The following is a 25,200-nucleotide window of genomic DNA, read 5'->3' as shown; positions in this document are numbered from 1 at the left end:
AGATGGGCGGGAGCCCCTTAGACGTCGAGTGACCGCGCGATCAGTTCTTTCATAACTTCGTTAGTGCCGCCATAGATCATCTGCACGCGTGCATCCGCGTAAAGACGGGCAATCGGGTATTCCATCATGAACCCATAGCCGCCAAACAGTTGCAGGCATTCGTGCATGATTTCGTTCTGCACCTCGGACCCCCAGTATTTGACCATCGAGGCTGTCGCGGCGTCCAGTTCTCCAGCCTCCAGCTTGGCGATACAGTCGTTCACAAAGCTGCGCAGCACTTCGGCCTTGGTCTTGCACTCGGCCAGTTTGAAACGCGTGTTCTGGAAGTCCATGACACGCTGACCGAAGGCCTTACGCTCTTGCACGTATTTCACCGTCTCGGCGATGGCGAAATCGATTGCCCCAAGGGCCATCAGACCGATGGTCAGACGTTCCCAGGGCAATTGCTTCATCAACTGATAAAACCCCTGCCCCTCATCCGGGCCCAGCAAGTTCGTCAACGGCACTTTGACATCCTCAAAGAACAGCTCGGCGGTGTCGTTGCCCTTCATGCCCAGCTTTTTGAGGTTACGCCCCCGGCGAAACCCATCCGCGCCTTCGGTTTCGACCACGATCAGGGAGACACCCTTTGCCCCAAGGGACTTATCCGTTTTCGCCGCAACAACGATCAGGTCCGCCGACTGACCGTTGGTGATGAAAATCTTGGACCCGTTGAGCTTGTAAGAGTTGCCATCCTTCTCGGCCGTCGTCCGCACGGCCTGAACGTCGGACCCGGTGCCCGGTTCTGTCATTGCAAGCGCGCCGACCATTTCGCCCGAGATCAGCTTGGGCAGCCATTTTTGCTTTTGGTCTTCGCTGCCATAGGTCGCGATGTAGTGGGTCACGATGGACTGAATTCCATACCCCCAACCCGCATCACCACGCGCGGCTTGTTCATAGATTGTCACGGCATCGAACCCCATGCCGCCACCAACGCCGCCATATTCTTCGGCGACCGAGCCCGCCATCAGCCCTGCTTCGCCGACCTTGTGCCAAAACACGCGGTCGACAACGCCGTTGTCGGCCCATGTTTCAACATTCGGGGAAAGTTCATCATCCATGAACCGGCCTGCCATATCGGCAAACATGCGGTGTTCATCTGTAACCCAGGCGGCGGACGAGGTGAAAAGCGACATCTTCAGATCTCCGGATAAGCGTTTGTTATAGGCTACCTAGCCCAGCGCTTCCCGCCAATCCATGTGACGTGGCGTTGGGCCCCTGAACAACGCAACGTTCTTTCCCGGAGGGTTAGGCCAGGGCGGTTTTCAGCAGTAATGCGGCAGCCTCTTTGGCGTCTTCGGCAGGGTCGCCGCTTTTCAACAGCACGGCAGAGACTATTGCACCTTCCTGCAGCAAGACAATCTGTCGTGCCAGCGTTTCAGGTGCAGGGGCGCCCGCCTTTTGTGCAAGGTGCGTGAAATGATCCAGCATCACCTGCTTGTGTCTGGCGGCCTGAACATGGATCGGATGATCGGCTTCCTGATACTCGGCCCCCGCCTTGATGAACATGCAGCCGCGAAACTCGTCCTGTTCGAACCATTCCTTGAGGGCGTCGAAACTGGCCAGGATTTGCCCCGCCGGCGTGTCGGCCCTGTCTGACATACGCCCCAGAACCCACTCGCGAAAGCTTTCGTCCCGCAGGCGCAGGACGGCCAGGATCAACTCTTCCTTGGTGCGGAAATGCTTGTACATCGAGGTTTTCGACACGCCCGTTTCCACCACCAGCTTGTCCATGCCAGTCGCGTGAAACCCGTCGCGATAGAACACCTGCATCGCCTTGCGAACAAGCTCATCTCGTTTGTTTGGGCGCATGATCCCGCTCCTGCATGTACTGACCTGTACATATTAAACTTGGCCGCGCGGTTCAATCCACCTTGCCTACCCCGTTGAAATACATAGCTTTTCGCCCCGTTTCTTAAGGAATTACATCAAGTCGCAAAATAATACTTGAGTTTATTGACAGATCGGTACACTTTAGAGGTATTCTTACCGATCAGTTCACCCAAGGATTTGACCGATGAAACGACACGCCAACCTTGTTCCACCACAATATCTGCCGGTCCTGTTGACCCTGGCGATGATCGCCGCTGCACTCGTCTGAAAGAGCACCCGAAAATGTCCCGACCACCGCTGCCGCCCTTCACCGTCGAAACCGCCACGCAAAAGGTTCGTATGGCAGAAAACGCCTGGAATTCCCGTGATGCAGATGTCGTGACCCCGGCCTATACCGAACACAGCCAATGGCGGAACCGGGCCGAATTTCTGTCCGGCCACGCCGACATCCACGCCTTCCTGACCCGCAAGTGGCGCAAGGAACTGGACTATCGCCTGATAAAAGAGCTTTGGGCCTTTTCCGACAATCGCATTGCGGTGCGCTATGCCTATGAATGGCACGATGACAGCGGTCAGTGGTTCCGGTCTTATGGCAATGAGAATTGGGAATTTGCCGAGGACGGGCGCATGTCGCATCGTCACGCCTCGTTAAACGATTTGCCGATCACCGAGGATGACCGCCTGTTTCACTGGCCGCAGGGCGAACGCCCGGAAGACCATCCGGGGCTGTCAGACTTGGGTCTGTGAAAGGACAAACCATGCCGCGCGCCTTTTCCGAACTGACCTTCACCCCAGCCGTTCGCGCCCATCAGGAACGGATGGGATCGGCAAAAACCTATGCCAAGTTTATCGAAGGTGGCCCACAGCAAGGCCACCTGATCGGCGATGCGGAAAAAGCGTTTATCACAGCGCGGGACGGGTTCTATCAGGCCACCGTGTCCGAGACTGGATGGCCTTATGTTCAGTATCGCGGCGGCCCTGTCGGGTTCTTGAAGGTGCTGGGGACACAGACCATCGGCTATGCCGATTTTTCCGGCAACAAACAGTATATCTCGCGCGGGAATCTGGACGGGAACGATCGAATTGCGATGATCCTGATGGATTACGCCAATCAGCGCCGTCTCAAGATTCTGGGGCGTGTGGAGTTTACCGAAGGCGAGGCGGCCACAACCAGCCTGTATCCCGACGGGGCCACCACACGCGCCGAACGCGCCGTGATCATCCGGGTCGAGGCGCTGGACTGGAATTGCCCCAGCCATATCACGCCCCGTTGTACCGAGGCTGAACTGCGCCCGCATCTGAACGCCCTGGGACAGCAACTGGCGCAGTTGCAGGCTGAAAATGAACGGCTGAAACAAGCACTGGCCCAATCGAATTAGGTCGCAGAGACCCTTCAAATCACCTTCGCGGACGGAGGACGGACTACCATGCTACGTTCAACGATGAATATCGCCCTGATCGCGCTTGCAGGTGCCGGTTGCGCCTTTCTTGTTGTCCTCTATGGTTTTTTTGCCTCCCCGAATGCGGTCCGGACACAGCCCGCGACGGGTGAACAGACATTGTTGCTGGACCGTTTGCTGCAAAACTGACGGTGTACCTCGTCAGACGCACTTCCGAATGCCCCAACTGCATTAACGCCTGATTTCCGCGAAAATCCATGGCGCGCCCCTTGACCTTCCCGTCACTGGAACCCTCATGTGGAGGGCAAAGATAGTTCCGAGACGAGTCGTATGGCACAGCCTCAACCAATACAGATCAAGATCACCGGACTGAACTGCGCCTCTTGCGTTGCGCGGGCCGAAGCTGCGTTGAACGGTGTTGCAGGCGTCGAGTCCGCCTCGGTCAACTTGGCAACCCACACTGCGCAGGTCGTAACCACGGGTCCGGTTACGACGCTGACCGAAGCGCTGGACGATGCCGGTTATCCTGCGGCGATCGAACAGACTGTCCTTGCGCTCACCGGGATGAACTGCGCCTCTTGCGTGGCGAAGATCGAACGTGCGCTTGCCGCGACCACAGGTGTTTTGACTGCTGATGTCAATCTGGCGACCGGGGCGGCTCGGGTGACTTATCTTGAGGATGCCACCACGCCCGCGACACTGGCTCGGGTCGCGGCCGATCTTGGTTATCCGGCCCGGATCGAGGGGCAGAATGGCACTGCCCCCGCGACGCAGGATGATGAGGCGCAAAAGCTGAAGCAGACCACGTTGCTGGCCGCGCTGCTTGCGGCACCGGTGTTCATTCTTGAGATGGGCGGCCACATGATCCCCGCCTTCCACCACTGGGTGCACGGCACCATTGGCGCGCAAACCAGTCAGTTGATTCAATTCGCGCTGACGACAGTTTTGCTGATCGGTCCTGGGCGGGTGTTCTATCGAAAAGGCATCCCGTCCCTGCTGCGCGGAACGCCGGATATGAACGCGCTGGTCGCGTTAGGAACCGGTGCCGCCTACCTCTATTCGGTGACCGCGACCTTTGCGCCCGGCGTGCTGCCGCAGGGCACAGCAAATGTGTATTTCGAAGCCGCCGCTGTCATCGTGGTTCTGATCCTTCTGGGCCGCTGGATGGAGGCGCGCGCCAAAGGCAAAACCGGCGTAGCCATTCGCAAGCTGATCGGGCTGCAGCCCAAAACCGCGCGAGTTGAACAGGGCGGCGCTGCTATCGACCGCCCCATTGCCGACATCACTGTGGGCGACATCCTGCAAATTCGGCCCGGCGAGCGCATCGCGGTCGATGGGCAGGTGTTGGAGGGCTCTACGTTTGTGGATGAAAGCATGATCACAGGCGAACCCGTTCCGGTCGGCAAATCACCCGGCGATCCGGTTGTTGGGGGCACCATAAACGGAACCGGTGCTCTGCGGGTGCAGGCCACACGTGTCGGGGCCGATACAGTCCTGGCGCAGGTCATTCGATTGGTGGAACAGGCGCAGGTGGCCAAACTGCCAATCCAGGGGCTGGTGGACCGGATCACCTATCGCTTTGTTCCGGCAGTCATCACTGTCGCTGTTCTGACCGTCCTCGCGTGGTTGCTATTCGGGCCTGCGCCCTCATTGCCGCTGGCGCTGGTGGCCGGGGTCTCGGTCCTGATCATCGCCTGCCCCTGCGCCATGGGTCTGGCAACGCCGACCTCGATCATGGTGGGCACGGGCCGGGCAGCCGAACTGGGCGTGCTGTTCCGCAAGGGTGATGCGTTGCAGCAATTGCAACAGGCAAAGGTGATCGCATTGGACAAGACCGGTACGTTGACACTGGGCCGTCCCGAATTCGACAACATCACAACGACAACCGGGTTCGACCCGACCGAGGTGCTTCGTTTAGCTGCGGCGCTGGAAGCACGTTCAGAGCATCCGATCGCATCGGCAGTCACGCGGGCCGGTCCCAAAGATTTGCCCGATGCGTCCGAGGTTCAATCCCTGACGGGCCTCGGGGTGCAGGGCGTGGTCGAAGGTCGGCGCGTTCTGATCGGATCCAAGACCCTGATGCAGCAACAGGGCCTTGACCTTGGTGAGCTGCAAGCCGAGTCCGACGCCCGCGCCACCGAAGGCGCAACGCCGCTATTCGTGGCGATTGATGGGCGGCTGGCGGCGGCGCTGTATGTTTCCGACCCAATCAAACCCGGCACGCCCGAGGCTTTAGCGCGCCTGCGCGAGGCCGGTTTGACGTTGGCGATGGTCACCGGCGACAACACCCGTACGGCGAGGGCATTGGCCAACCGTTTGGGTATCGATCATGTCACAGCCGAAGTCCTGCCGGACGGAAAACGGGACGCGATACAATCCTTGCAGGACCGGTTTGGCTCCCTGGCTTTCGTTGGCGACGGCATCAACGACGCCCTTGCCCTTGCTGCGGCCGACATAGGTGTCGCCATAGGGACCGGCACAGACGTAGCGATTGAGACTGCGGACGTCGTTCTGATGTCCGGCGATTTGCGCGGCGTTGCAAATGCGGTTGAAATAAGCCGCCGCACAATGCGTAACATTCGGCAGAACCTGGGCTGGGCCTTTGGATATAACATCCTTCTGATCCCGGTTGCGGCGGGGGTTCTCTATCCGTTTGGAGGTCACTTGCTGTCCCCGGCCTTGGCCGCAGGGGCGATGGCCTTGTCCAGTGTCTTTGTCGTCTCGAACGCGCTGCGCCTGCGGCGGGTACGCGCGGATCTGCCTGATAACGCAAAGGCGACATCCAAGGAGGTCCGCGCATGAATATCGGAGATGTCGCTGCACAAACCGGCCTGCCCGCCAAAACCATCCGCTACTACGAAGAGATCGCTCTGATCAAACCCCTGCGCGACGACAATGGGTACCGGGTCTTCCGCCCTCAGGACCTGCACAAGCTAACCTTTCTGGGCCGCGCCCGCGCTTTGGGGTTCACCATCGAAGATTGCCGCACCCTGCTGGCGCTTTACGAAGACGAAACGCGGGCCAGTGCGGATGTCAAACGGGTGGCCCGCGATCATCTGGCGCAAATCGATGCCAAGATCGCGGACCTGAAGGCCATGCGCGACACGCTGAGTCACCTGATCGACGCCTGTGCAGGGGATGATCGCCCCGACTGCCCGATCCTTCAGGATCTGGGCGGCAAGGCGTGACGCGGGGTTGCCCTTTGGGCGCAGCTTTGCTTTGTCTCTGACCAACACTCCGGCCCGCTGAATGATACGGGGCCGGTCAGCAGAGAGGATCACCAAATGGCAAAAGTTGCGTTTCTGGGTTTGGGCGTCATGGGCTATCCAATGGCCGGACATTTGCAGGCGGCGGGTCATGAGGTGACCGTTTTCAATCGGACAGCCGCAAAGGCCGAAGCCTGGGTTGCCCAACATGGCGGCGCGATGGCGATCACCCCGCAAGAGGCTGCTCAGGGCGCAGATTTCGTGATGGCCTGCGTCGGCAATGACGACGATTTGCGCATGGTCTGCACCGGCGAGGACGGCGCCTTTCAAGGCATGGCCGAAGGGGCAACATTCGTCGATCACACCACCGTGTCCGCCAAGGTCACACGCGAGCTGTATGCCGCGGCGCATAGCAAGGGAATTGCCTTTGTGGACGCCCCAATCTCGGGCGGTCAGGCGGGTGCCGAGAATGGCGCATTGTCGATCATGTGCGGCGGCGATCAGGTGGCTTACGATGCGGCAGAGCCGATCATGCAGGTCTATTCCAAGATCTGCCGCAGGATCGGTGACAGCGGCGCGGGGCAAATGACCAAGATGTGCAACCAGATTGCCATTGCCGGTCTGGTTCAGGGCCTGAGCGAAGCGTTGCATTTTGCCGAAAAGGCCGGGCTGGATGGGCGCTCGGTCGTTGAGGTGATCAGCCAGGGTGCTGCGGGCAGCTGGCAGATGGCGAACCGCTATGAAACCATGCTGGACGATCATTTCGATCATGGATTTGCGGTGGACTGGATGCGCAAGGATCTGGGGATCTGTCTGGAGACGGCGAATGAAACCGGGGCCTCCTTGCCAGTGACGGCTTTGGTCGACCAGTTCTACAAGGATGTGCAAAAGCTGGGTGGCGGTCGGTGGGACACGTCCTCGCTGTTCAAACGTTTGCGCGCGCTGGACTGAGGTCAGGGGGGCTGTCTGCCCCCCGCCGCGCCTGAGGGCGCGTCTCCCCCCGAAGATATTTTCAGCCAGATGAAGGGGATCCTGGTGTCGGACGAACAGGGTATGAGCGATATGACTGTGTTCTGGGCAACTGCGCTGCGGCTGCACTGGGGGCTTGAGGCGCGTTTGACGCGGCTGGATGGTGAGTATGATCTGAACTTTCTGGTGCAGGCGAAAAACGGGCAGGATTACATTCTCAAGGTCATGCGCCCCGGCTGCGCGCGCGGTTTGGTGGATCTGCAGATCAAGGCGTTGGAGTATATTGCCGCGACGGCCCCGGGCCTGCCCTTCCCAAAGGTCTTTGCGGATTTGAATGGCGACGTTTTGCCGGAGATTCAGGACGAAACCGGTGCATCCCGTTTGGTCTGGCTGCTTGAGTGCTTGCCAGGCGAGTGTTACGCGCAAGCCGCGCCCAAAAGCGAGGAATTGATCCTGAGGTTGGGGCGTGTTCTTGGCGCGACGGATCGGGCGTTGGAAGGCTTCGCGCATGACGGGTTGGATCGGGCAGGGTTCAAGTGGGATCTGACGCAGGCCGGTTGGATTGCGGATCAACTGGGTGTCATTCAGGATGAAGACCGGCGCAGATTGCTGGGCGAAATCGTCGCCGGGTTCGACGCCATTTCGGACACGCTTGCGAGCCTGCCGAGACAGGCCATTCACAACGACGCCAACGATTACAATGTTCTGATCGAGGGCGCGCTGGGTCAGGGCCAAACCGTCACGGGCTTGATCGATCTGGGTGATATGTGCGCTGCGCCCCGCGTGTGCGACCTGGCCATTGCCGGTGCCTATATCGTGCTGGATCACCCGAAACCCGAACGTGCGCTGACAGCACTGGTACGCGGCTATCACGCCGCGAACCGCCTGAGCCCGCAGGAGCTTGATCTGATCTGGCCACTTCTGCGGATGCGGTTGGCTGTGTCCGTGGTGAACTCGACCCTGATGGCGGCGGAGAACCCGGTTGATCCCTATGTGACGATTTCACAGGCTCCGGCGTGGCGGTTTCTGGAAAACGCTGCGGTCAATGGCGGCTTGATGCCAGCGCGTCTGCGCGCCGCATGTCACCTGCCGGTCACCGACGGGGCCGAGCGTGTTCACGCTTATCTGGCGGCACATCGCGGTCACTTTGCCCTGATGTTCGGACAAGACCTTGGCGAGGTTCCCATGGGCTCGCTGTCGGTGGAAAACTCGACCTGGCCGCAAAACCCGTTCCACATGCCTTTAGAAGAAGCCGCACGGGTCGGGGAAGAGTTCGGAGACGGGCTCTGGCTGGGATATTACAACGAACCGCGGCTGATTTATGCGGAACCGGGGTTTCGCAAAGGCCCGTGGAAGGCGTCCGACCGGCGGACAGTGCATCTGGCGGTGGATGTCTTTGCCCCGGCAGGGACCGCATTGCACGCGCCTGTCAGTGGGCGGGTCGAAGTGGTCGAAAACCGGGACAGCCATCTGGATTATGGCGGCGTGGTGATCCTGCGCCATGAAACGCCCCAAGGCGATCCGTTCTACACCCTCTACGGCCATCTGGACCCCGAGGTCTGTGATCGGCTGAAACCGGGCGATCCCGTGGCGCAGGGCGCGGCCTTCGCACAGCTTGGCGATGCCAGCCAGAATGGCAGCTGGTCCCCGCATGTGCATTTCCAATTGGCGCTGACGACGGTTGGGATGGAGGCCGACTGGCCCGGCGTGGGCGACCCGGACGAGATGTTCCTGTGGCATGCGGTCTGCCCGAACCCCGCCGCGTTGTTGAACTTGCCGGATGACAAGGTGCTCTATCAACCGACCGACAAGCAGGCCATTCTGCAAGGCCGCCATGATCATTTCGGCGGCAACCTGTCGCTGACCTATGATGATCCGGTCATGCTGGTGCGCGGGTGGAAGCACCATCTGTTCGACGAATGGGGTCGCCCCTATTTGGACGCGTATAACAACGTCCCCCATGTGGGCCATGCGCATCCTCGCATTCAGGCCGTTGCGGCGGATCAGTTGAAGCGCATGAACTCGAACACGCGGTATCTGCATCCGGCACAGACGGCGTTTGCCGATAAGGTCTTGTCGAAACTGCCCGATCACCTTGAGGTCTGTTTCTTCGTCAATTCCGGCACCGAGGCCAACGAACTGGCCCTGCGGCTGGCCCGCGCCCATACCGGGGCCAAGGGGATCGTGACGCCGGATCATGGTTATCACGGCAATACCAACGCGGCGGTGGCAATCTCGGCCTATAAGTTCAACAAACCCGGCGGGGTTGGTCAGGCGGATTGGGTTGAACTGGTCGAGGTCGCGGATGATTATCGCGGATCGTTCCGGCGCGATGATCCGGACCGCGCCCAGAAGTTCGCCGATTTCGTCGATCCGGCGATCACCGCGTTGCAAAGCAAAGGCCATGGGCTTGCCGGGTTCGTCGCAGAAACCTTCCCCTCGGTCGGGGGGCAGATCATACCGCCCAAGGGCTATCTGCCTGCCGTTTATGAGAAAATTCGCGCTGCTGGGGGTGTTTGCATCGCGGATGAGGTGCAAACCGGGCTGGGTCGTCTGGGTGACTACTATTTCGGTTTTGAGCATCAGGGCGCGTTGCCGGACATCGTGGTGATGGGCAAGCCCATCGGTAACGGCCACCCTCTGGGCGTTGTGGTCACCACCAAAGAGATCGCCCAAAGCTTTGACAACGGGATCGAGTTTTTCTCGACCTTTGGCGGCTCGACCCTGTCTTGCCGGATCGGCAAAGAGGTGCTGGATATCGTCGATGACGAAGGCCTGCAGGAGAATGCGCGCCTGATGGGTGCGCGGCTGATCGACGGGTTGCGCCAGATCGAATCTGATTTCGGATGTGTCGGAGATGTTCGCGGGATGGGGCTGTTTCTGGGGGTGGAGTTGATCAACCCCGACGGCTCGGAAGGCACTGAAATCTGCAAATACGTCAAGAACCGGATGCGCGACCACCGCATCCTGATCGGCAGTGAGGGGCCAAAGGACAATATCCTGAAAATCCGCCCGCCCCTGACCATCGAAGCCGAGGATGTGGATATGATCCTGTTCGCGCTTAGGGATGTGTTGTCAGAGGTCGGTGATTTCACTCCGGCGCAGGTTTGCGATCACGACCACCATCACGCGGGATGTGGCTGCTGCTGACAAAGTAACCCCGGCCGTTAAGCCGGGGTTTACCGCGTCGTTTAGTGCAACACGGTCGAGGGGGTCTGGTGGCCGGTGGTCTGCATCGGAATGGCCGTCATCATGCGCCGCAGGGTCAGGCCCAGTTCCTCGGACAGTGATGCCAGAGCCGGGGCAAAATCCGGACGCACGATCAGGGATGCCATCATCATCGCATCCTCGCGCGCGCCTTCGGCTGCCGCGCCGATCATTTGCGCGAAACAGTTTTCATCCGCGCCCAGGCATCCGCATCCCAACCCATGCCGCACCAGCGGTCGGCGACCGTGATGGGCACAAAGCGAGCACAGCCGATCCAGCGTCAGCATCGCCGCCCGGCCCTGATCCGCGCCCAGCGCAATGTCGAAATCACTTGCTGCATCCGCACGGCCCTTGGGGCCATCGCCCCAAAGCCGCAGATACATAACAGCACCTGCTTCGATCGGGTCGAGGTCGGACAACCGGCCAACGGACGCCCCACCCCGCGACGTCGGCGCGCTCATTTGGTGAGAATCAATTTGCCCGCGCGGGTGATGCGCAGGGTATACATTTGATCGCCCAGCTCGATATGGGCCAGGTTGCCACCCTTTGTCAGCTCTTCGGCTTTGTGCGAAGGCAGCATGGACACAGCATAGGATTGAGTAGGGTTCGGGGTCGGGGTCTGCGCGTTCATCGGTCAACTCCAGAAGTTTTCAGGCAAACGGCCTTGTTTGTTCGCGGTTTATTACTCTGGCTGACCCGAGAATGGGCTGGCTCTCTGTTCCTGCGCTTAATCTGATTATTTTAGTAAGGTATGTCAAGTGCCCTGTTTGCACGCGCGGGAATTTGCCGGTTTGCGACCAGCGCCAAGCCACGATAAGTCTTTGACAAATTCAGCAATTAGGCAGGTATTCAGTGATGGCAGCGGTTGTATTTGACCTCGATGGAACTCTGATCGACAGCCTCGGCGATATCGTGGCAGCCGCAAACCGGACGCTGGACGACGTCGGCCTGCCGCCCCTGCCCCCAGAGGTCATCGGTCGATTCGTCGGAAACGGTCTGCCCAAGCTGGTCGAGCGCGTGATCCGGCACTGTAACCTGCCGATGGACCGCCACAGCGAACTGACCAAAGTGATGCTGGCCCATTACAATGCCGGGGCCAGCAAAACGACTGTGCCCTATGATGGCATTCCCGAGGCGTTGGACGACCTCAGACGCATGGGCTGTACCCTTGGCGTCTGTACCAACAAGCCCGAGGCCCCGGCCCATCACATTCTGGATGCGCTCAACCTGTCACCTTTCTTCGATGCGGTCCTTGGTGGCGACAGCCTGGACACACGAAAACCCGACCCCAGCCACCTGTTCGCCAGCTTTGACGCGCTCAGCGCCCCAGGGCCACGCCTGTTTGTCGGGGACAGCGAAGTGGATGCAGAAACCTCGGACCGGGCGGGGATTCCATTTCTGCTGTTTACCCAAGGCTACCGAAAATCGCCGGTCGCGGAGATTCCGCACACCGTTGCCTATGACAGTGCAACCGAATTACCGGCGTTGGTATCTCGGATGCTGGAAGAGGCACAGTAAACCCACGCCCAAAAATTATTGAGGGGCCGGCCGAGGGGGTAGTGACCAGCCCCTCATCGGGGAAAAACTGTTTGGTCGCGCGCGACCTGTGGTTGGGTTCGTTCTAACGAATCCCTTTTCGCGGCGAAATTGGGGGTTTCCCGTAGAGAAACAAAAAAGTTGCAAAAGGCTGCTTTGGATACCTGCGACGGTCCCGCAGTATCAATCAGGCCGACCTGGCGAACAGGATGCTGTTCACGCTCGTTCCGCGACTTCTGCGAGCCTTAGTCCTATTGTGCGGCAGAGTTCACACCGCGTTGATCCTGATAGTGTTTTGCCTTCGACATTTTCCCGATACCCGGATTGAACGAGTTGGTCGGATCGCAGCATGTGTAATGTGCCGCCAGATCGGGCTTGGCCTTATACAGGTGGCCAACATTGTGTTCTGCCGGGTATTCCGCCCCGCGCTGATCGAACAGCTTCAGCATCGCAGCCTTGAGCGCCTTGGGATCTGCCCCCTTCCGGACCACGTAATCCTGATGCATCACGTGGCACATGAAGTGGCCGTAATAGAGTTTGTGGACCAGTTGATCCTCGATCTCGGGGGGCAGTTTTTCCAACCATTCCCTATCGTTGCGGCGCAGGGCGACATCCAGCGCGATGATGTCTTCAACCTCATTGGCATGGATGGCCATATAGCGCACGGCGGCACCCGCGGCGGCAAACCGGTGCAGACCGGCAATCTTGGCCTCGCGCGCGTCGCATTCGAAGAAATCCGCATCACGGTCTTTCAGAAATTCCGGCAACCAACTGGCGGCCTCGGCGATGCCACCCTCTTTCATCTTCAGGATCAGGTGGTGTTCGTACTTGTCCCGGAACTGCGTCATTCGTTTAGGCAGTACGCGGGGCCACAAAGACACCGCCATTTGCATGAACCTGTCGGTAAAACTGCTGAGGAACGGAACGCGGCGCAAACGGGCATCCACGGCCCCCTTCATGGCAAAGAAGAATGGCAGCCGATCTGTGCCCAGCTTGTCGATCATCACCACCGTGTCCTTGCCGTATTTCGCGGTGATGTCGAATACCTCACGCTGCATGTATTCGGCGGATACCGGCAGAGACTGGAACTCGGACAGGATATGTCGACGCAAGTCTGCCAGATCCTCGGGGTCGTTGGTTCCGATATAGAAGACCTGTTCGGCCTTGTTCTTGGGGAAGGTATCAAGACGCACGGCAAACACCGCCAATTTTCCGGCGGATCCGGCGGATTCGAACAGTTTGGCCTTGTCCGCGTTGAACCGCGCAGGTGTTTCGGCATCCACGTCCCGTACGATCTGCGCATAGTCGCTGGCCGAGGCGCGCTTGTTCGTCGCCCCCGGATTGCGCTCGAACTGTCCTGCATCGAGATTGGCAAGGATTTCCTCGGGCGTTTCGCCCAGATCGATGCCCAGATGGTTGACCAGTTCCAACTCGCCCTGTTCGGTGATCCGGGCATAGACGGACAGTTCCGTATAAACCGGCCCGCGTTCAACCAGCGAACCGCCCGAGTTGTTGCAGACGCCACCCACAATCGACGCGCCGATACAGGATGATCCGATCACCGAATGCGGCTCGCGCCCAAGCGGGGCCAGCAGTTTCTCCAATGCAAACAGGGTGGCGCCCGGAAAGCTGACGATCTGCGCGCCATCATTCAGGGGCACCAGAGCATCCATCCGCCGCGTGTTGATCAGCACCACATCGCGATCATAACTGCCCGAAGGGGTCGACCCCTCGGTCAGTCCGGTATTGGCCGCCTGCATAATGACGATCTTGTCGGCGGCAACGCAGGCTTGCAGCACCTTCCACTGTTCCAACAAAGAACCGGGTTGAATGACGCACAGCGCCTCCCCCTCGCCCGAGCGGAAGCCGCGCCGGAACCGCTCGGTCGCGCGTTCGCCTGTCAGGACGTGGCGCGATCCGACGATGGAACGGAAATGTTTGATCAGCGCGTCATTGGTCATGGCAGCCTCCGGCCCGTTCTATACGTTGCGAAAACGGATGTTCTCGCGGCTCAGTTGATCGATGCTGGTGACGCCCATCAGTTTCATGTCGCGTTCAATCTCGGCCCGCATCAAGCCAAGGGAGCGTTCGACCCCCGCCTGCCCTGCAGCGGCCAGCGGGTACAGATAGTGCCGTCCGACGCCCACAGCTTTGGCCCCTATCGACAGTGCCTTCAGCACATGCGTGCCACGTTGGATGCCACTGTCCATCATCACGTCCAGCTTGTCACCCACCGCATCGACAATCTCGGCCAGTTGATCGAACGGCGTGCGCGACCCGTCCAGTTGCCGCCCGCCGTGATTCGACAGGATGATGCCGGTGCAGCCGATCTCGGCGGCGCGTTTGGCATCCTCGACGGTCATGACGCCCTTGAGGCAGAACTGACCGTCCCAGTCGCGCACCATCTGCGCCACGTCATCCCAGTTCATCGACGGGTCCAGCATGTCGGTGAAATAGCCGCCGATGGAACTGGCACCGCCGCCCATGTCGACGTGTTCTTCCAGTTGCGGCAGGCGGAATTTCTCATGCGTGACATAGTTGATCCCCCACATCGGCTTGATCGCAAACTGGATCATGCCACCCAGCGTCAGGCGGAACGGGATGGAAAACCCGGTGCGCAGGTCACGCTCACGATTGCCGCCGGTGATGCTGTCAACGGTCAGCATCATCACCTCGACACCGGCTTCTTTGGCGCGCTGCATCATGGCCGAGTTCAACCCGCGATCCTTGTGGAAGTAGAACTGATAGACCTGCGGGTTCTTGTGCTTTTGCCGCAACTCCTCAAGCGAGACCGTGCCTAGCGAGGACACCCCGAACATCGTCCCGTATTTCTCAGCCGCCGCTGCCACCGCGCGTTCGCCCTGATGGTGGAACAGGCGCTGCAGGGCGGTAGGCGAACAATAGACCGGCATGTCCAGCTTTTGCCCCATCACCGTGACCGACATATCCACGTCCTTCACCCCGCGCAGGACCGAGGGCAGCAGGTCGCAACGGTCGAACGCGTTGGTGTTTTCGCGATACGTCACCTCATCATCCGCGCCACCGTCGATGTAGTTGAAGATCGGCCCCGGCAGCCGCTGTTTGGCCAGCCGCCTGAAGTCGTGGAAGTTATGACATTGGGTCAGGCGCATCAGGCAGGCTCCTTAGTAAGCGACCGAAGGTAGCCAGGTGGCTAGGGTTGGCCACAGGAAGACTAATGCCAGGCCGGTCAGCTGCAACAGGACAAAGGGGATAATGCCTTTGTAGATGTGGGTCAGCTTGATCTCGGGCGGGCACACGCCTTTCAGGTAGAACAGGGCGAAGCCAACCGGCGGTGTCAGAAAGCTGGTTTGCAGCGTCACCGCGACAAGGATGACGAACCACACCAGCGCCGGTTCATCCAGAACGCCAAAACCGGGAATGTCGATGCCCAACCCGTTCACGATGGGGCGCATCAAGGGCAGCACGATCAGCGTGATCTCGATCCAGTCCAGCACAAAGCCCAGCAGGAAGACGATGAACAGGATGAAGAGGATGGTGCCGTTGGCTCCGAACCCGGTGGATTGCACGACGTGTTCGATCAACTCGTCGCCGCCCAATTCACGCAGGACGTAGGAGAATACAGTCGCCCCAAGGAAGATCGCGAAGATATAGGCGGTGGTGTTGAAGGTCGAGACCAGCACGTTCCACAGTTTCGCAAAGCTCAGCTTGCGATAGCCAAGCGCCAGCAGCGTCGCACCCAACGCACCGATACCTGAGGCCTCGGTTGGAGTGGTCAGACCAGCAAAGATCGACCCCAGAACCGCGAGGATCAGCATCAGCGTCGGGATGACCGCGATCAGCACGTCCTTGACGGCGGCCCAGTCGGGGGCCTTTGCGCCCTCGGGCACCGGGGCTGCGTCGCGCTTCACCAGCGCGAGGATGAAGATATAGGTCAGGTAGAGGCCACCGATGATCACGCCGGGGAAGACAGCGGCCATGAACAGGTCTCCGACAGACAAGGCCATCTGGTCAGCCATGATCACCAGCATGATCGACGGCGGGATCAGGATGCCCAGCGTGCCCGAGGCCGACACCACACCCGCCGCCAGCGTCGGCTGGTATTTCTGCTGCATCATCGACGGCAGCGACAGCACGCCCAGCAGCACAACAGACGCACCGATGATGCCCGTCGAGGCCGCAAGGATGATCCCGATCAGAGTCACGGTAATCGCAAGACCTCCGCGCACGGTGCCGAACAGGCGCTGCATCGAAGACATCAGACGCTCGGCCACACCGGATTCGTCCAGCATCAGGCCCATGAAGATGAACATCGGCAGCGCCACCAGAACCGCGTTGGACATGGTCGCGTAGACACGATTTACCACCGCGCCGAGGGTCAGGTAATCGAGCCCGGTAAACGTGCTTTCCAATCCGGTCCACAACATCAGATCATTGTCGAACAGGTAGGCCAAACCACAGTAGGCCACACCGACACCGGCCAGAACCCAAGCCACCGGATAGCCGGTAAACAGAAGCGCGATAAAGGTCAGGAACATCGCGATGACCAGCTTTTCCTCGGTCGTCTCAACAAGGAACGTCAGGCCCACGCAAACGGCGGCAAAGACAGCCAGCACCAGCAGGATACGGCGCAGCGGCGCGCCTTTGCGTTCCGAGGCCGGCCCATAAAGCAGCGCGTGTCCATCGTGGATCAACCGCGCCAGCGCGGCCAGCGCCAGCAGGATGAAACTGATCGGAATGACCGCCTTAAACGCCCAACGAGCAGGCAGACCGGTGGGGCTGTCCGACCGTTCATTGACGCGGAAGCTTTCGTAGAAATAGTCATAGCCCTGATCGATCATCAGATAGATGAACGGGGTCAGCAGGGTCAGGATGCCGATCACTTCGATGATCCGCTGCGCCCGGCGAGACAGCTGCATATGCAAGACGTCCACACGCACATGGCTGTCGGTGATCAGGGCGTAGGAAATGCCGATCATCGTGACGATGCCGTAAAAGTGCCACTGGATCTCATCCAGCTTGGGATAGTTCTGGCTGAACAGGTAACGCAGCGAGACCTGAGAGAAGATCGCCGCCATCAGCAGGACGTTCGCCCACATGACCACGTGACCTACGGCCTTGACGCTGGTGTCGATCGCCACGGCGATTTTCTGGCGGTCAGTCTCGGGATGTTCCAGGATGCCCTCATAGGCTTCGACCGGATCGTTGAGGTTCTTTTGCGTGGCCATGGTCATTCCTCGCTCAGCAGCCCGGCGCGCGGGCGGTGAAAGGTTAGAAAGTCCGAAATTCAGAAACAAAGAACCGGAGCCACGGTTGCCGCCGCCCCGGTTGCGTCAGTCAGGAAGGTTACTGACGCGGGAGGAAGGCGTTGGTCTTCCACAGGTCATAGCCATCACGGAATTCGTTCATGTCGGCCAGGACTTTGGCAAAGAAGGCGTCGTTTGCGGCTTCCTCAGCAGCAACCTCTTCCCAGGTCGCGCGGAAGGTATCCAGCATCTCGGGCGACCATTGCTTGATGGTGACACCGTTGTTTTCGACATTGTCGATCAACGCTGCGTGCTGAATGGCTTCGCCTTCGGCAAAGCTGTCCGCCATCGAGGCCTTGCAGGCGTTTTCGATGATTGCCTTGTGCTGATCGCTGGTCTCGTTCCAGACATCCTTGTTGATCATCAGCTCAAACACGGTCGCCTGCTGGTGCCAGCCGGGGAAATAGTTGAACTTGACCAGCTTGTGGAAGCCCAGACGCGCGTCGATCGCGGGCATCGAGAATTCGGTCGCGTCGATAGCACCTTTTTCCAGTGCTGGGAAAATCTCACCACCCGGCAGCAGCGAGGTTGCGACGCCCAGTTTCTGCATGACTTTGCCGCCCAGACCGAAGAAGCGCATCTTCAGACCGTTCAGATCTTCGGGCGAATTGATCTCGGTGGCGAACCAGCCAGAGGTTTCGGGGGCAATAACCGCGCAAGGGATGACGTGGACGTTGTAGCCGGCCTGATCGTACATCTCCTGATACAGGCTCATGCCGTTGCCGTAATACAGCCATGCCATGTATTCGCCTGCCTCGGGACCGAAGGGCACAGCCGAGAACAGCGGCGCGGCGGGGATTTTACCGGCCCAATACCCGGCAGTGGTGTAGCCCGAGTTGATCTTGCCGGTGGACACAGCGTCCAGAATTTCGAACGGCGGAACCAGCTTGCCCGGCTCATACACCTTCATTTTCAGCGTACCGCCCGACATCAGGTCCAACTGCTCGGCCACGCGCGGAATCGGCGAGCCCAGGCCCGGCAATTCGGTCGAGAAGGCAATCGGGGTTTTCAGCAACAGCTTGTCAGCGGCAATCGCTGGTGCGGCCAGAACGCTGGCAGCAACGGCCAGGCTCGTCAGGGTCTTCTTCATGAAATCTCCTCCAGGGTAGGTCGGGCAAGTGCCTCGATCAGCGGCGCAGGCTCTTCCAGCGCCTCTCCGGTGGTAAACTAACTTTACCATTACAAACCAGTCAACAATTTTGTTTACCAGTGGGTAAGATCATCAAGGCAATTACAGGAGCTTTCCCAATTTAATTTGATCGACGACGGGCGCTTCCTCAGCGTCCGTCACGCCGAAAATCGCATTTAAATGAATGAATTGCGCCCAAAAATCAGGCACAGCGTGTTTTCTTGAGTTTTTCCAACAGATGGTTATATTTATTTACCAATAAAGCCATTCATTGCACCCAAAGCGAGGCGACACCCATGTCCACCAAAGCGATTTTCGAACCAGTCGGACACGAATCGCTGGCTGACGCAGTGGTTGCGCAGATCGAGGATCTGATTGCTTCGGGCATCCTGAAACAGGGGCGCAAACTGCCGTCGGAACGCGATCTGGCTGAGATGCTGCGCGTGTCACGCCCGAAACTGCGCGAGGCATTGTCGGTTCTGGAAGAACGCGGCCTTGTGACCACGCAACACGGGGAAGGCACCTTTGTTGCCGCTTTGACCGGGCAAGCAATGCTGCCAGCCCTGTTGGCCCTTTACGAACGGCACGAGCCTGCGTTTTTCGACTATCTGGAATACCGGCGCGAGCAGGAAGGCTTTGCCGCCCGCCTCGCCGCGCGTCGTGCAACCAAGGCCGATAAGGAACGTATTGCCGAGATTCTGGCCGAAAACGAACGTGCCTGGCAGGAGAATGACGCAAAGGCATCGCGCGAGGCTGATTTTGCGCTGCATGCCGCAATTGTCGATGCCAGCCAGAACGCCACGTTGATCCATATGATGGCCTCGATCTACGAGTTGACCAAACAGGGCGTTTTCTACAACCGCAGCTTTTTGAAATCGATTGATGGTTCGGGCAAGAAGCTGCTCGACCAACATCTGGAACTTGGTCAGTCCGTCATAGATGGGGACGAGCAGCGCGCTGAACAGGCCGCGTTCGATCATATCGATTTCGTGGAAGACTCGTTCCGGCTGGGCATCGAACAACAGCGGCGCGAGGTGATGGCTGAAAAGCGGCGGATACTCTCAACGTGACTGAGTGAGACCAAGATCGACTCAACGACCAAAAAATAAAAATATTTTCCACTATATGAAAAATACCGCCTGCCCCCTATGGTTTTGCCGAAACGCAATAAGGGGGCTGGATTGGACACACCGAAACGACCGCGCGGCAGGCCGAAATCCCTGTTCAAGGAAAGCTCGGCCGGGACGCTGCAATCTCTGGACCGCGCCCTTGGCACCCTCAGCGCCGTTGCCCGGCTGGAACGCTGCACTCTGACGGATCTGAGCCGCGAGACCGGCGTGCCGACCGCAACCACCCACCGCATACTGGCCACGCTCGCCAATCGCGGCTTTGTGCGCTTTGACGAAGACCGGCAGGAATGGATGGTCGGGATCGAGGCGTATCGCGCCGGGGCCGCCTTTCTGAAACGCAACAACGTGGTCGAAATCTCGCGACCCATCATGCACAGGCTGATGCAGGAGACCGGCGAGACCGCAAATCTGGCCGTACCAGACGCCGGAGACGTGGTCTTTGTCGGCCAGATCGAGACGAAGAACCCGATCCGCGCCTTTTTTCCGCCGGGTGCGCGGACGCCCATGTACGCCTCGGGCACGGGCAAGGCGATTCTGGCCGCGATGGAGCCCGATGGCGTGCGGAAACTGCTGTCTTCATCAACGCTCGAAGCCTTCACTGAACACACGCACAGCGATGTCGCCTCTCTTGAGGCGGATTTGCAGGTTATCCGGCAGCGCGGCTGGTCGTATGATGTCGAAGAACGCTATCTTGGGATGTCCTGTATCGGCGCGGTGATATTCAACGAACAAAACCTGCCCTGCGCCGGAGTGTCCGTGTCCGGGCCAACCGCGCGGTTTAATTCGGAAACGATTGATCGGTTCGGCGATCTGGTCTCAGCCGCTGCACGTGAAATCACGCGCGCCGTTGGTGGGCGGCCGATGCACCCTGATTAGATGTCCTGTCCGGGCGGGTCCAACGGTCCGCCGGGTGCCAGCAGGGCCCGTTCCGACAACCAGGGATTAAGGTCCAGCGCGTCTTTTAGCGCGGTTCTTGCCTCGTCCAGCCGGTTCAGGCCAAGCAGCGACAAGGCCCGCCCGCTGATCGCCGCAACATGGTTCGGAGACAGCTCAATCGCGATGTCGAGGTCGCGCAGCGCCGATCCGTAATCCTGCCGCAGGTAATTGACAAAGGCCCGCTGATTGTACCCTTCCGCATATTGCGGGCAGTAGTCGACTAGCGCGTTCAACTCGTCCAAAGCCCCGATCAGGTCCCAAGCCTCGCGCCGCGCCATGCCCCGATCCAGCATAGTCTGGGATTTGGCATCGGGCGCATCGGTCCAAAGCTCCCACATCTGGCTGGAGAATACGCGCGCCTCGGTCTCGGACCCGGCCTTTTGGGTCTGCGCAATCAGGTCACTGACGCCGTCGATATGATCTGGCGCGTCCGGGCAAGACTGTGCTGTCGCCGCAGACGCTACCGCACACCCAATGATCGCTGCCTGGAGTAGATGTCGCATAATCCAAGGATGGCGCGGGATGAGGTTCTGTCAAGTTGCGTCCAGTGCGCCCAGCATTCCGGTTTCCTTTACAGCCTCCATCGCGACAAAGGTCGATGTGCTGGCCACATGCGGCAGGGACGAGATCTTTTCGGCCAAAACAGCCCGGTATTCCGACATGGAACCGGTCCTGACCTTCAGCAGATAGTCGAAATTCGACGCAATCATATGCGCCTGTTCGATCTCGGCAATCTTGCGGACCGCCGCATTAAACTCGGCCAGCGCCTTTTCCCGCGTGTCCGTCATGCGCACCTCGACAAAGGCCACGTGATCCAATCCCAGCCGGATCGGATCCAGCATCGCGCGGTAGCCTTTGATGACCCCATCCGCCTCAAGCCGTTTCAACCGCGCCTGCGTCGGAGATTTGGACAACCCGATCCGCCGGGCCAGATCCGCGACCGAGATACGCCCATCCTCGGCCAGGGCTTGCAGGATGGACCGGTCGAACCGATCCAGTTCAGGAAAGTGCATTTGCATCGTTCAAAACCCAAATTTCAGGCGAATGGCCCATGATACATCAACCTTCAAGCGATTGTCCTGATTTTTTACGCATATACTACTAAAAACGCCCGGAGGATTCATGTCACACAGCCTGCGCACCCTAATCGACACTCAAACCTATGCGGAGCAGTCATCTGTGCTGCAGTCCCAGATCGACACGGCAAACCTGACCGACGCAGATCGCACCGCCATTTGCGCTGCCGCCGCCCAGCTGGTCCGCGACATCCGGTCAAGTACCTCGCCGGGGATGATGGAGGTGTTTCTGGCCGAATACGGCCTGTCGACCGACGAAGGCGTGGCCTTGATGTGTCTGGCCGAGGCGCTGTTGCGCGTGCCGGATGCAGACACGATCGACGCGCTGATCGAAGACAAGATTGCGCCCTCGGACTGGGGCAAGCATCTGGGCCAGTCCTCATCCTCGCTGGTCAATGCCTCGACCTGGGCTTTGATGCTGACCGGCAAGGTGCTGGATGAAGGCAAGGCGTCCCCCGTCAGCGCCCTGCGCGGGGCGATCAAACGGCTGGGTGAGCCGGTCATTCGCACCGCCGTTGGCCGCGCCATGAAGGAAATGGGCCGGCAATTCGTTCTGGGAGAGACCATTCAATCCGCCATGGGCCGCGCCAGCGGGATGGAGGCCAAGGGCTACACCTATTCCTATGACATGCTGGGCGAGGCCGCGCGCACCGAGGCCGACGCCGCCCGCTATCACCTGTCCTATTCCCGCGCCATCGCCGCCATTGCCGAGGCGTGCACCCATGACGACATCCGCGCAAACCCCGGCATCTCGGTCAAGCTGTCCGCCCTGCACCCGCGCTATGAATTGGCACAGGAAGAGCGTGTCATGGATGAGCTGGTGCCGCGCCTGCGCGCACTGGCCCTGTTGGCCAAAGCCGCCGGGATGGGCCTGAACGTGGACGCCGAAGAGGCCGACCGCCTGTCCCTGTCGTTGCAAGTGATCGAAGAGGTTATGGCCGAGCCTGCGCTGGCCGGTTGGGATGGCTTTGGCATCGTTGTGCAGGCTTACGGGCCGCGCGCGGGGTTGGTGCTGGACACGCTCTATGACATGGCGCAGCGCCATGACCGCAAGCTGATGGTCCGTCTGGTCAAAGGCGCCTATTGGGATACCGAGATCAAGCGTGCGCAGGTCGAAGGGGTCGATGGGTTCCCTGTCTTTACTCACAAGGCTGCCACCGATGTGTCCTATGTCGCCAATGCGCGCAAGTTGCTGGGCATGACCGACCGCATTTATCCGCAATTCGCGACCCACAACGCCCACACCGTCAGCGCCATTCTTCATATGGCCAAGGATCAGCCGTTCGAATTCCAACGCCTGCACGGCATGGGTGAGACGCTGCATCAACTGGTCATGGAGAAGCACAAGACCCGCTGCCGCATCTATGCTCCCGTCGGGGCGCATCGTGACCTTCTGGCCTATCTGGTCCGGCGCTTGCTGGAAAACGGTGCGAACTCGTCCTTTGTGAACCAGATCGTGGATGAGGCCGTGCCGCCGGAAGAGGTTGCAGCCGACCCGTTCACCGCCGTTCAGTCGGCCTCGACACCGCTTCCGACCGGGCCGGAACTGTTTCTGCCGGAACGCCCGAATTCCAAGGGGTTTGACCTGCGGCATACACCGACGCTCGACAAGATCGATGCGGCGCGGGACCGGTTTCGGGCGCATCACTGGTATGCGCAGCCCCTGCTCTCCGAACAGGCCAAACCCGCGGCGGATCAACCTGTCATCAACCCGGCGCACCCTCAGGACAAGCCCGGCGCCGTTGCCCCCGCCAGCACCGCAGATGTCGAACTGGCTTTGGCCTCTGCCAGCCCCTGGCAGGCCCCTGCCGCGCAACGCACTGAGGTTCTGAACAAGGCCGCTGATCTGTACGAGGCCCATTTCGGTGAGCTGTTCGCCCTTTTGGCCCGCGAGGCCGGGAAATCGCTGCTTGATGCTGTGGCCGAACTGCGCGAGGCGGTGGACTTCCTGCGCTACTATGCGGCCAACATCCCTGCGGCCAAACCGGCCGGGATTTTCACCTGCATCAGCCCGTGGAACTTCCCGCTGGCGATCTTCACCGGTCAGATTTCCGCAGCTCTGGCAACCGGAAACGCGGTTCTGGCAAAACCCGCACCGCAAACCCCGCTGATCGCGCATCGCGCCATTCAACTGCTGCACGAGGCCGGGGTGCCCCGTGATGCGCTGCAACTGCTTCCCGGCGGGCCAGAGGTGGGCGCGGCGCTGACTTCGGACGCGCGCATCTCGGGCGTGGCCTTCACGGGATCGACGGCAACGGCGCTGAAAATCCGCTCGGCCATGGCACAGAACATGCGGCCCGGCACGCCGTTGATCGCTGAAACCGGCGGTCTGAATGCGATGATCGTCGACAGCACCGCGCTGCCGGAACAGGCCGTGCAATCGATCATCGAAAGCGCGTTTCAGTCCGCTGGCCAGCGATGCTCGGCCCTGCGTTGCCTGTATCTGCAAGAGGACATTGCCGACGACGTCTTGACGATGCTGAAAGGCGCGATGGACGCACTTCGCGTCGGCGACCCGTGGCTGATTTCAACCGATTGCGGCCCGGTGATCGACGAAACCGCGCGTCAGGGCATTGCGGATCATGTCTCCAAAGCGCGGGCCGAGGGGCGCGTTCTCAAAGAACTCGGCACCCCGCCCGAGGGGGTGTTTATCGCCCCGACCCTGATCGAAATCAGCGGCATCGCCGATCTTGAGCGTGAGATTTTTGGCCCGGTTCTGCACGTGGCCCGCTTTAAGGCGCAAGAGATCGATCAGGTGATCGCGGACATCAACGCCACAGGGTATGGCCTGACCTTCGGCCTGCACACCCGCATTGACGACCGCGTCCAGCACGTGACCGAGGCGATCCACGCGGGCAACGTCTATGTCAACCGCAACCAGATCGGGGCTATCGTCGGCTCTCAGCCCTTCGGTGGCGAGGGGCTGTCGGGCACCGGGCCCAAGGCGGGCGGCCCCAACTATATGGCCCGGTTCTGCGCACCGGATCGCCAGACGGCATCTGAGACCTGGAGCGCATCGGCTGAGTTGCCCGCGCCAAAAGGCCAACCTGCCCCGGTTCAGACGCAAACCCTGCCCGGCCCGACAGGGGAATCGAACCGGTTGTCCGAGTTTGCACGGCCACCGGTCCTGTGCCTTGGCCCCGGTTCGACGGCATCACGTGCACAGGCCGATGCGGTTCTGGCCTTGGGTGGAACCGCGATTGAGGCTACCGGAGCGCTTGATCTGCATCGCTTGGAGAACCTGACCGGCATTTCGGGCGTTCTGTGGTGGGGTGGTGAGGATACCGCACGCCAGATCGAACAGCATCTGGCCCGTCGCGACGGTCCGATCCTGCCGCTGATCCCCGGCCTGCCGGACCGCGCCCGCGTGTTGGGCGAACGGCATGTCTGCGTCGATACCACAGCCGCAGGCGGTAACGCCGCGTTGTTGGGCGGTGCGGCATAAGCTGACCTT

The 25,200-nt window shown here is 60.1% G+C and carries 21 protein-coding genes; 11 read left to right on the top strand and 10 right to left on the bottom strand.

Annotated elements, in window-relative coordinates; all coding sequences use genetic code 11:
- Nucleotides 1-17: 17 nt before the first annotated feature.
- Entirely contained in the window at nucleotides 18-1,175 is a 1,158-nt protein-coding gene (locus ACR0C9_RS01270; protein ID WP_480780190.1) for an acyl-CoA dehydrogenase family protein, read from the bottom strand.
- Between the two features lie 112 nt (nucleotides 1,176-1,287).
- A complete protein-coding gene (locus tag ACR0C9_RS01265; RefSeq protein ID WP_170452525.1) occupies nucleotides 1,288-1,851 on the bottom strand; it encodes a TetR family transcriptional regulator in 564 nt (187 codons plus the stop codon).
- Nucleotides 1,852-2,154: 303 nt separating this feature from the next.
- On the opposite strand from ACR0C9_RS01265, the gene ACR0C9_RS01260 reads away from it, so the two are divergent.
- The 7 genes from ACR0C9_RS01260 (at nucleotide 2,155) to ACR0C9_RS01230 (ending at nucleotide 10,597) form a co-directional block, all read left to right on the top strand.
- Complete coding sequence (locus ACR0C9_RS01260; protein WP_170452529.1) at nucleotides 2,155-2,619, top strand: nuclear transport factor 2 family protein; 465 nt, start codon at nucleotides 2,155-2,157, stop codon at nucleotides 2,617-2,619.
- A gap of 11 nt (nucleotides 2,620-2,630) precedes the next feature.
- Nucleotides 2,631-3,251, top strand: coding sequence for a pyridoxamine 5'-phosphate oxidase family protein (locus ACR0C9_RS01255; RefSeq protein WP_480780189.1), 621 nt, complete (start codon nucleotides 2,631-2,633; stop codon nucleotides 3,249-3,251).
- Nucleotides 3,252-3,299: 48 nt separating this feature from the next.
- Nucleotides 3,300-3,461: a hypothetical protein gene (locus tag ACR0C9_RS01250; RefSeq protein WP_170452532.1), complete on the top strand. Its 162-nt coding sequence runs from the start codon at nucleotides 3,300-3,302 to the stop codon at nucleotides 3,459-3,461.
- A 141-nt stretch (nucleotides 3,462-3,602) separates the two neighbouring features.
- On the top strand, nucleotides 3,603-6,074 hold the full coding sequence (locus ACR0C9_RS01245) for a heavy metal translocating P-type ATPase (RefSeq protein WP_480780188.1): 2,472 nt from the start codon (nucleotides 3,603-3,605) through the stop codon (nucleotides 6,072-6,074).
- On the top strand, nucleotides 6,071-6,460 hold the full coding sequence (gene cueR, locus ACR0C9_RS01240) for a Cu(I)-responsive transcriptional regulator (protein ID WP_170452536.1): 390 nt from the start codon (nucleotides 6,071-6,073) through the stop codon (nucleotides 6,458-6,460). Before ACR0C9_RS01245 ends, cueR begins: the two co-directional genes overlap by 4 nt.
- A 96-nt stretch (nucleotides 6,461-6,556) precedes the next feature.
- Nucleotides 6,557-7,429 carry an NAD(P)-dependent oxidoreductase gene (locus tag ACR0C9_RS01235; RefSeq protein ID WP_170622925.1) on the top strand — a complete coding sequence of 291 codons (873 nt, stop codon included), beginning with the start codon at nucleotides 6,557-6,559 and terminating at the stop codon, nucleotides 7,427-7,429.
- A 69-nt stretch (nucleotides 7,430-7,498) separates the two neighbouring features.
- Nucleotides 7,499-10,597: an aminotransferase class III-fold pyridoxal phosphate-dependent enzyme gene (locus ACR0C9_RS01230; protein WP_480780187.1), complete on the top strand. Its 3,099-nt coding sequence runs from the start codon at nucleotides 7,499-7,501 to the stop codon at nucleotides 10,595-10,597.
- 41 nt (nucleotides 10,598-10,638) lie between these two features.
- Here the strand turns inward: ACR0C9_RS01230 and ACR0C9_RS01225 are convergent, their stop codons facing one another.
- Nucleotides 10,639-11,115 (bottom strand): hypothetical protein, encoded by a 477-nt coding sequence (locus ACR0C9_RS01225; protein WP_170452540.1) that lies wholly within the window; start codon nucleotides 11,113-11,115, stop codon nucleotides 10,639-10,641.
- Complete coding sequence (gene hemP / locus ACR0C9_RS01220; protein WP_170452542.1) at nucleotides 11,112-11,285, bottom strand: hemin uptake protein HemP; 174 nt, start codon at nucleotides 11,283-11,285, stop codon at nucleotides 11,112-11,114. Before hemP ends, ACR0C9_RS01225 begins: the two co-directional genes overlap by 4 nt.
- A 224-nt stretch (nucleotides 11,286-11,509) precedes the next feature.
- Between hemP and gph the strand changes: the two genes are divergently transcribed.
- On the top strand, nucleotides 11,510-12,172 hold the full coding sequence (gph, locus tag ACR0C9_RS01215; protein WP_480626333.1) for a phosphoglycolate phosphatase: 663 nt from the start codon (nucleotides 11,510-11,512) through the stop codon (nucleotides 12,170-12,172).
- Between the two features lie 269 nt (nucleotides 12,173-12,441).
- Here gph and dld read toward each other — a convergent pair whose 3' ends face one another.
- From dld to ACR0C9_RS01195, 4 genes are all read right to left on the bottom strand, one after another.
- Nucleotides 12,442-14,151, bottom strand: coding sequence for a D-lactate dehydrogenase (dld, locus tag ACR0C9_RS01210; RefSeq protein WP_170452547.1), 1,710 nt, complete (start codon nucleotides 14,149-14,151; stop codon nucleotides 12,442-12,444).
- 18 nt (nucleotides 14,152-14,169) lie between these two features.
- Nucleotides 14,170-15,321 carry an alpha-hydroxy acid oxidase gene (locus tag ACR0C9_RS01205; protein WP_170452549.1) on the bottom strand — a complete coding sequence of 384 codons (1,152 nt, stop codon included), beginning with the start codon at nucleotides 15,319-15,321 and terminating at the stop codon, nucleotides 14,170-14,172.
- Nucleotides 15,322-15,333: 12 nt separating this feature from the next.
- Nucleotides 15,334-17,397: a TRAP transporter large permease subunit gene (locus ACR0C9_RS01200; RefSeq protein WP_170622923.1), complete on the bottom strand. Its 2,064-nt coding sequence runs from the start codon at nucleotides 17,395-17,397 to the stop codon at nucleotides 15,334-15,336.
- Nucleotides 17,398-17,515: 118 nt separating this feature from the next.
- The gene (locus ACR0C9_RS01195; RefSeq protein WP_170521774.1) at nucleotides 17,516-18,565 is read right to left on the bottom strand and encodes a TRAP transporter substrate-binding protein; all 1,050 of its coding nucleotides are present in this window, start codon (nucleotides 18,563-18,565) and stop codon (nucleotides 17,516-17,518) included.
- Between the two features lie 335 nt (nucleotides 18,566-18,900).
- Here ACR0C9_RS01195 and ACR0C9_RS01190 point away from each other — a divergent pair, with 335 nt between their 5' ends.
- Nucleotides 18,901-19,674: a FadR/GntR family transcriptional regulator gene (locus ACR0C9_RS01190; protein WP_170452553.1), complete on the top strand. Its 774-nt coding sequence runs from the start codon at nucleotides 18,901-18,903 to the stop codon at nucleotides 19,672-19,674.
- A 111-nt stretch (nucleotides 19,675-19,785) separates the two neighbouring features.
- A complete protein-coding gene (locus ACR0C9_RS01185) occupies nucleotides 19,786-20,610 on the top strand; it encodes an IclR family transcriptional regulator (RefSeq protein ID WP_480707766.1) in 825 nt (274 codons plus the stop codon).
- Here ACR0C9_RS01185 and ACR0C9_RS01180 read toward each other — a convergent pair.
- Together ACR0C9_RS01180 and ACR0C9_RS01175 are read right to left on the bottom strand one after the other, a co-directional pair.
- Entirely contained in the window at nucleotides 20,607-21,173 is a 567-nt protein-coding gene (locus tag ACR0C9_RS01180) for a tetratricopeptide repeat protein (protein ID WP_170452557.1), read from the bottom strand. The two genes, ACR0C9_RS01185 and ACR0C9_RS01180, sit on opposite strands and share 4 nt — an antisense overlap.
- Before the next feature lie 30 nt (nucleotides 21,174-21,203).
- Nucleotides 21,204-21,689, bottom strand: coding sequence for a winged helix-turn-helix transcriptional regulator (locus ACR0C9_RS01175; RefSeq protein ID WP_170622915.1), 486 nt, complete (start codon nucleotides 21,687-21,689; stop codon nucleotides 21,204-21,206).
- A gap of 103 nt (nucleotides 21,690-21,792) precedes the next feature.
- On the opposite strand from ACR0C9_RS01175, the gene putA reads away from it, so the two are divergent.
- Complete coding sequence (putA, locus tag ACR0C9_RS01170; protein WP_480780186.1) at nucleotides 21,793-25,191, top strand: bifunctional proline dehydrogenase/L-glutamate gamma-semialdehyde dehydrogenase PutA; 3,399 nt, start codon at nucleotides 21,793-21,795, stop codon at nucleotides 25,189-25,191.
- Nucleotides 25,192-25,200: the final 9 nt, after the last annotated feature.

Source organism: Ruegeria sp. C12 (assembly GCF_056537745.1).
This window is presented reverse-complemented; position numbering and strand designations above follow the sequence as displayed.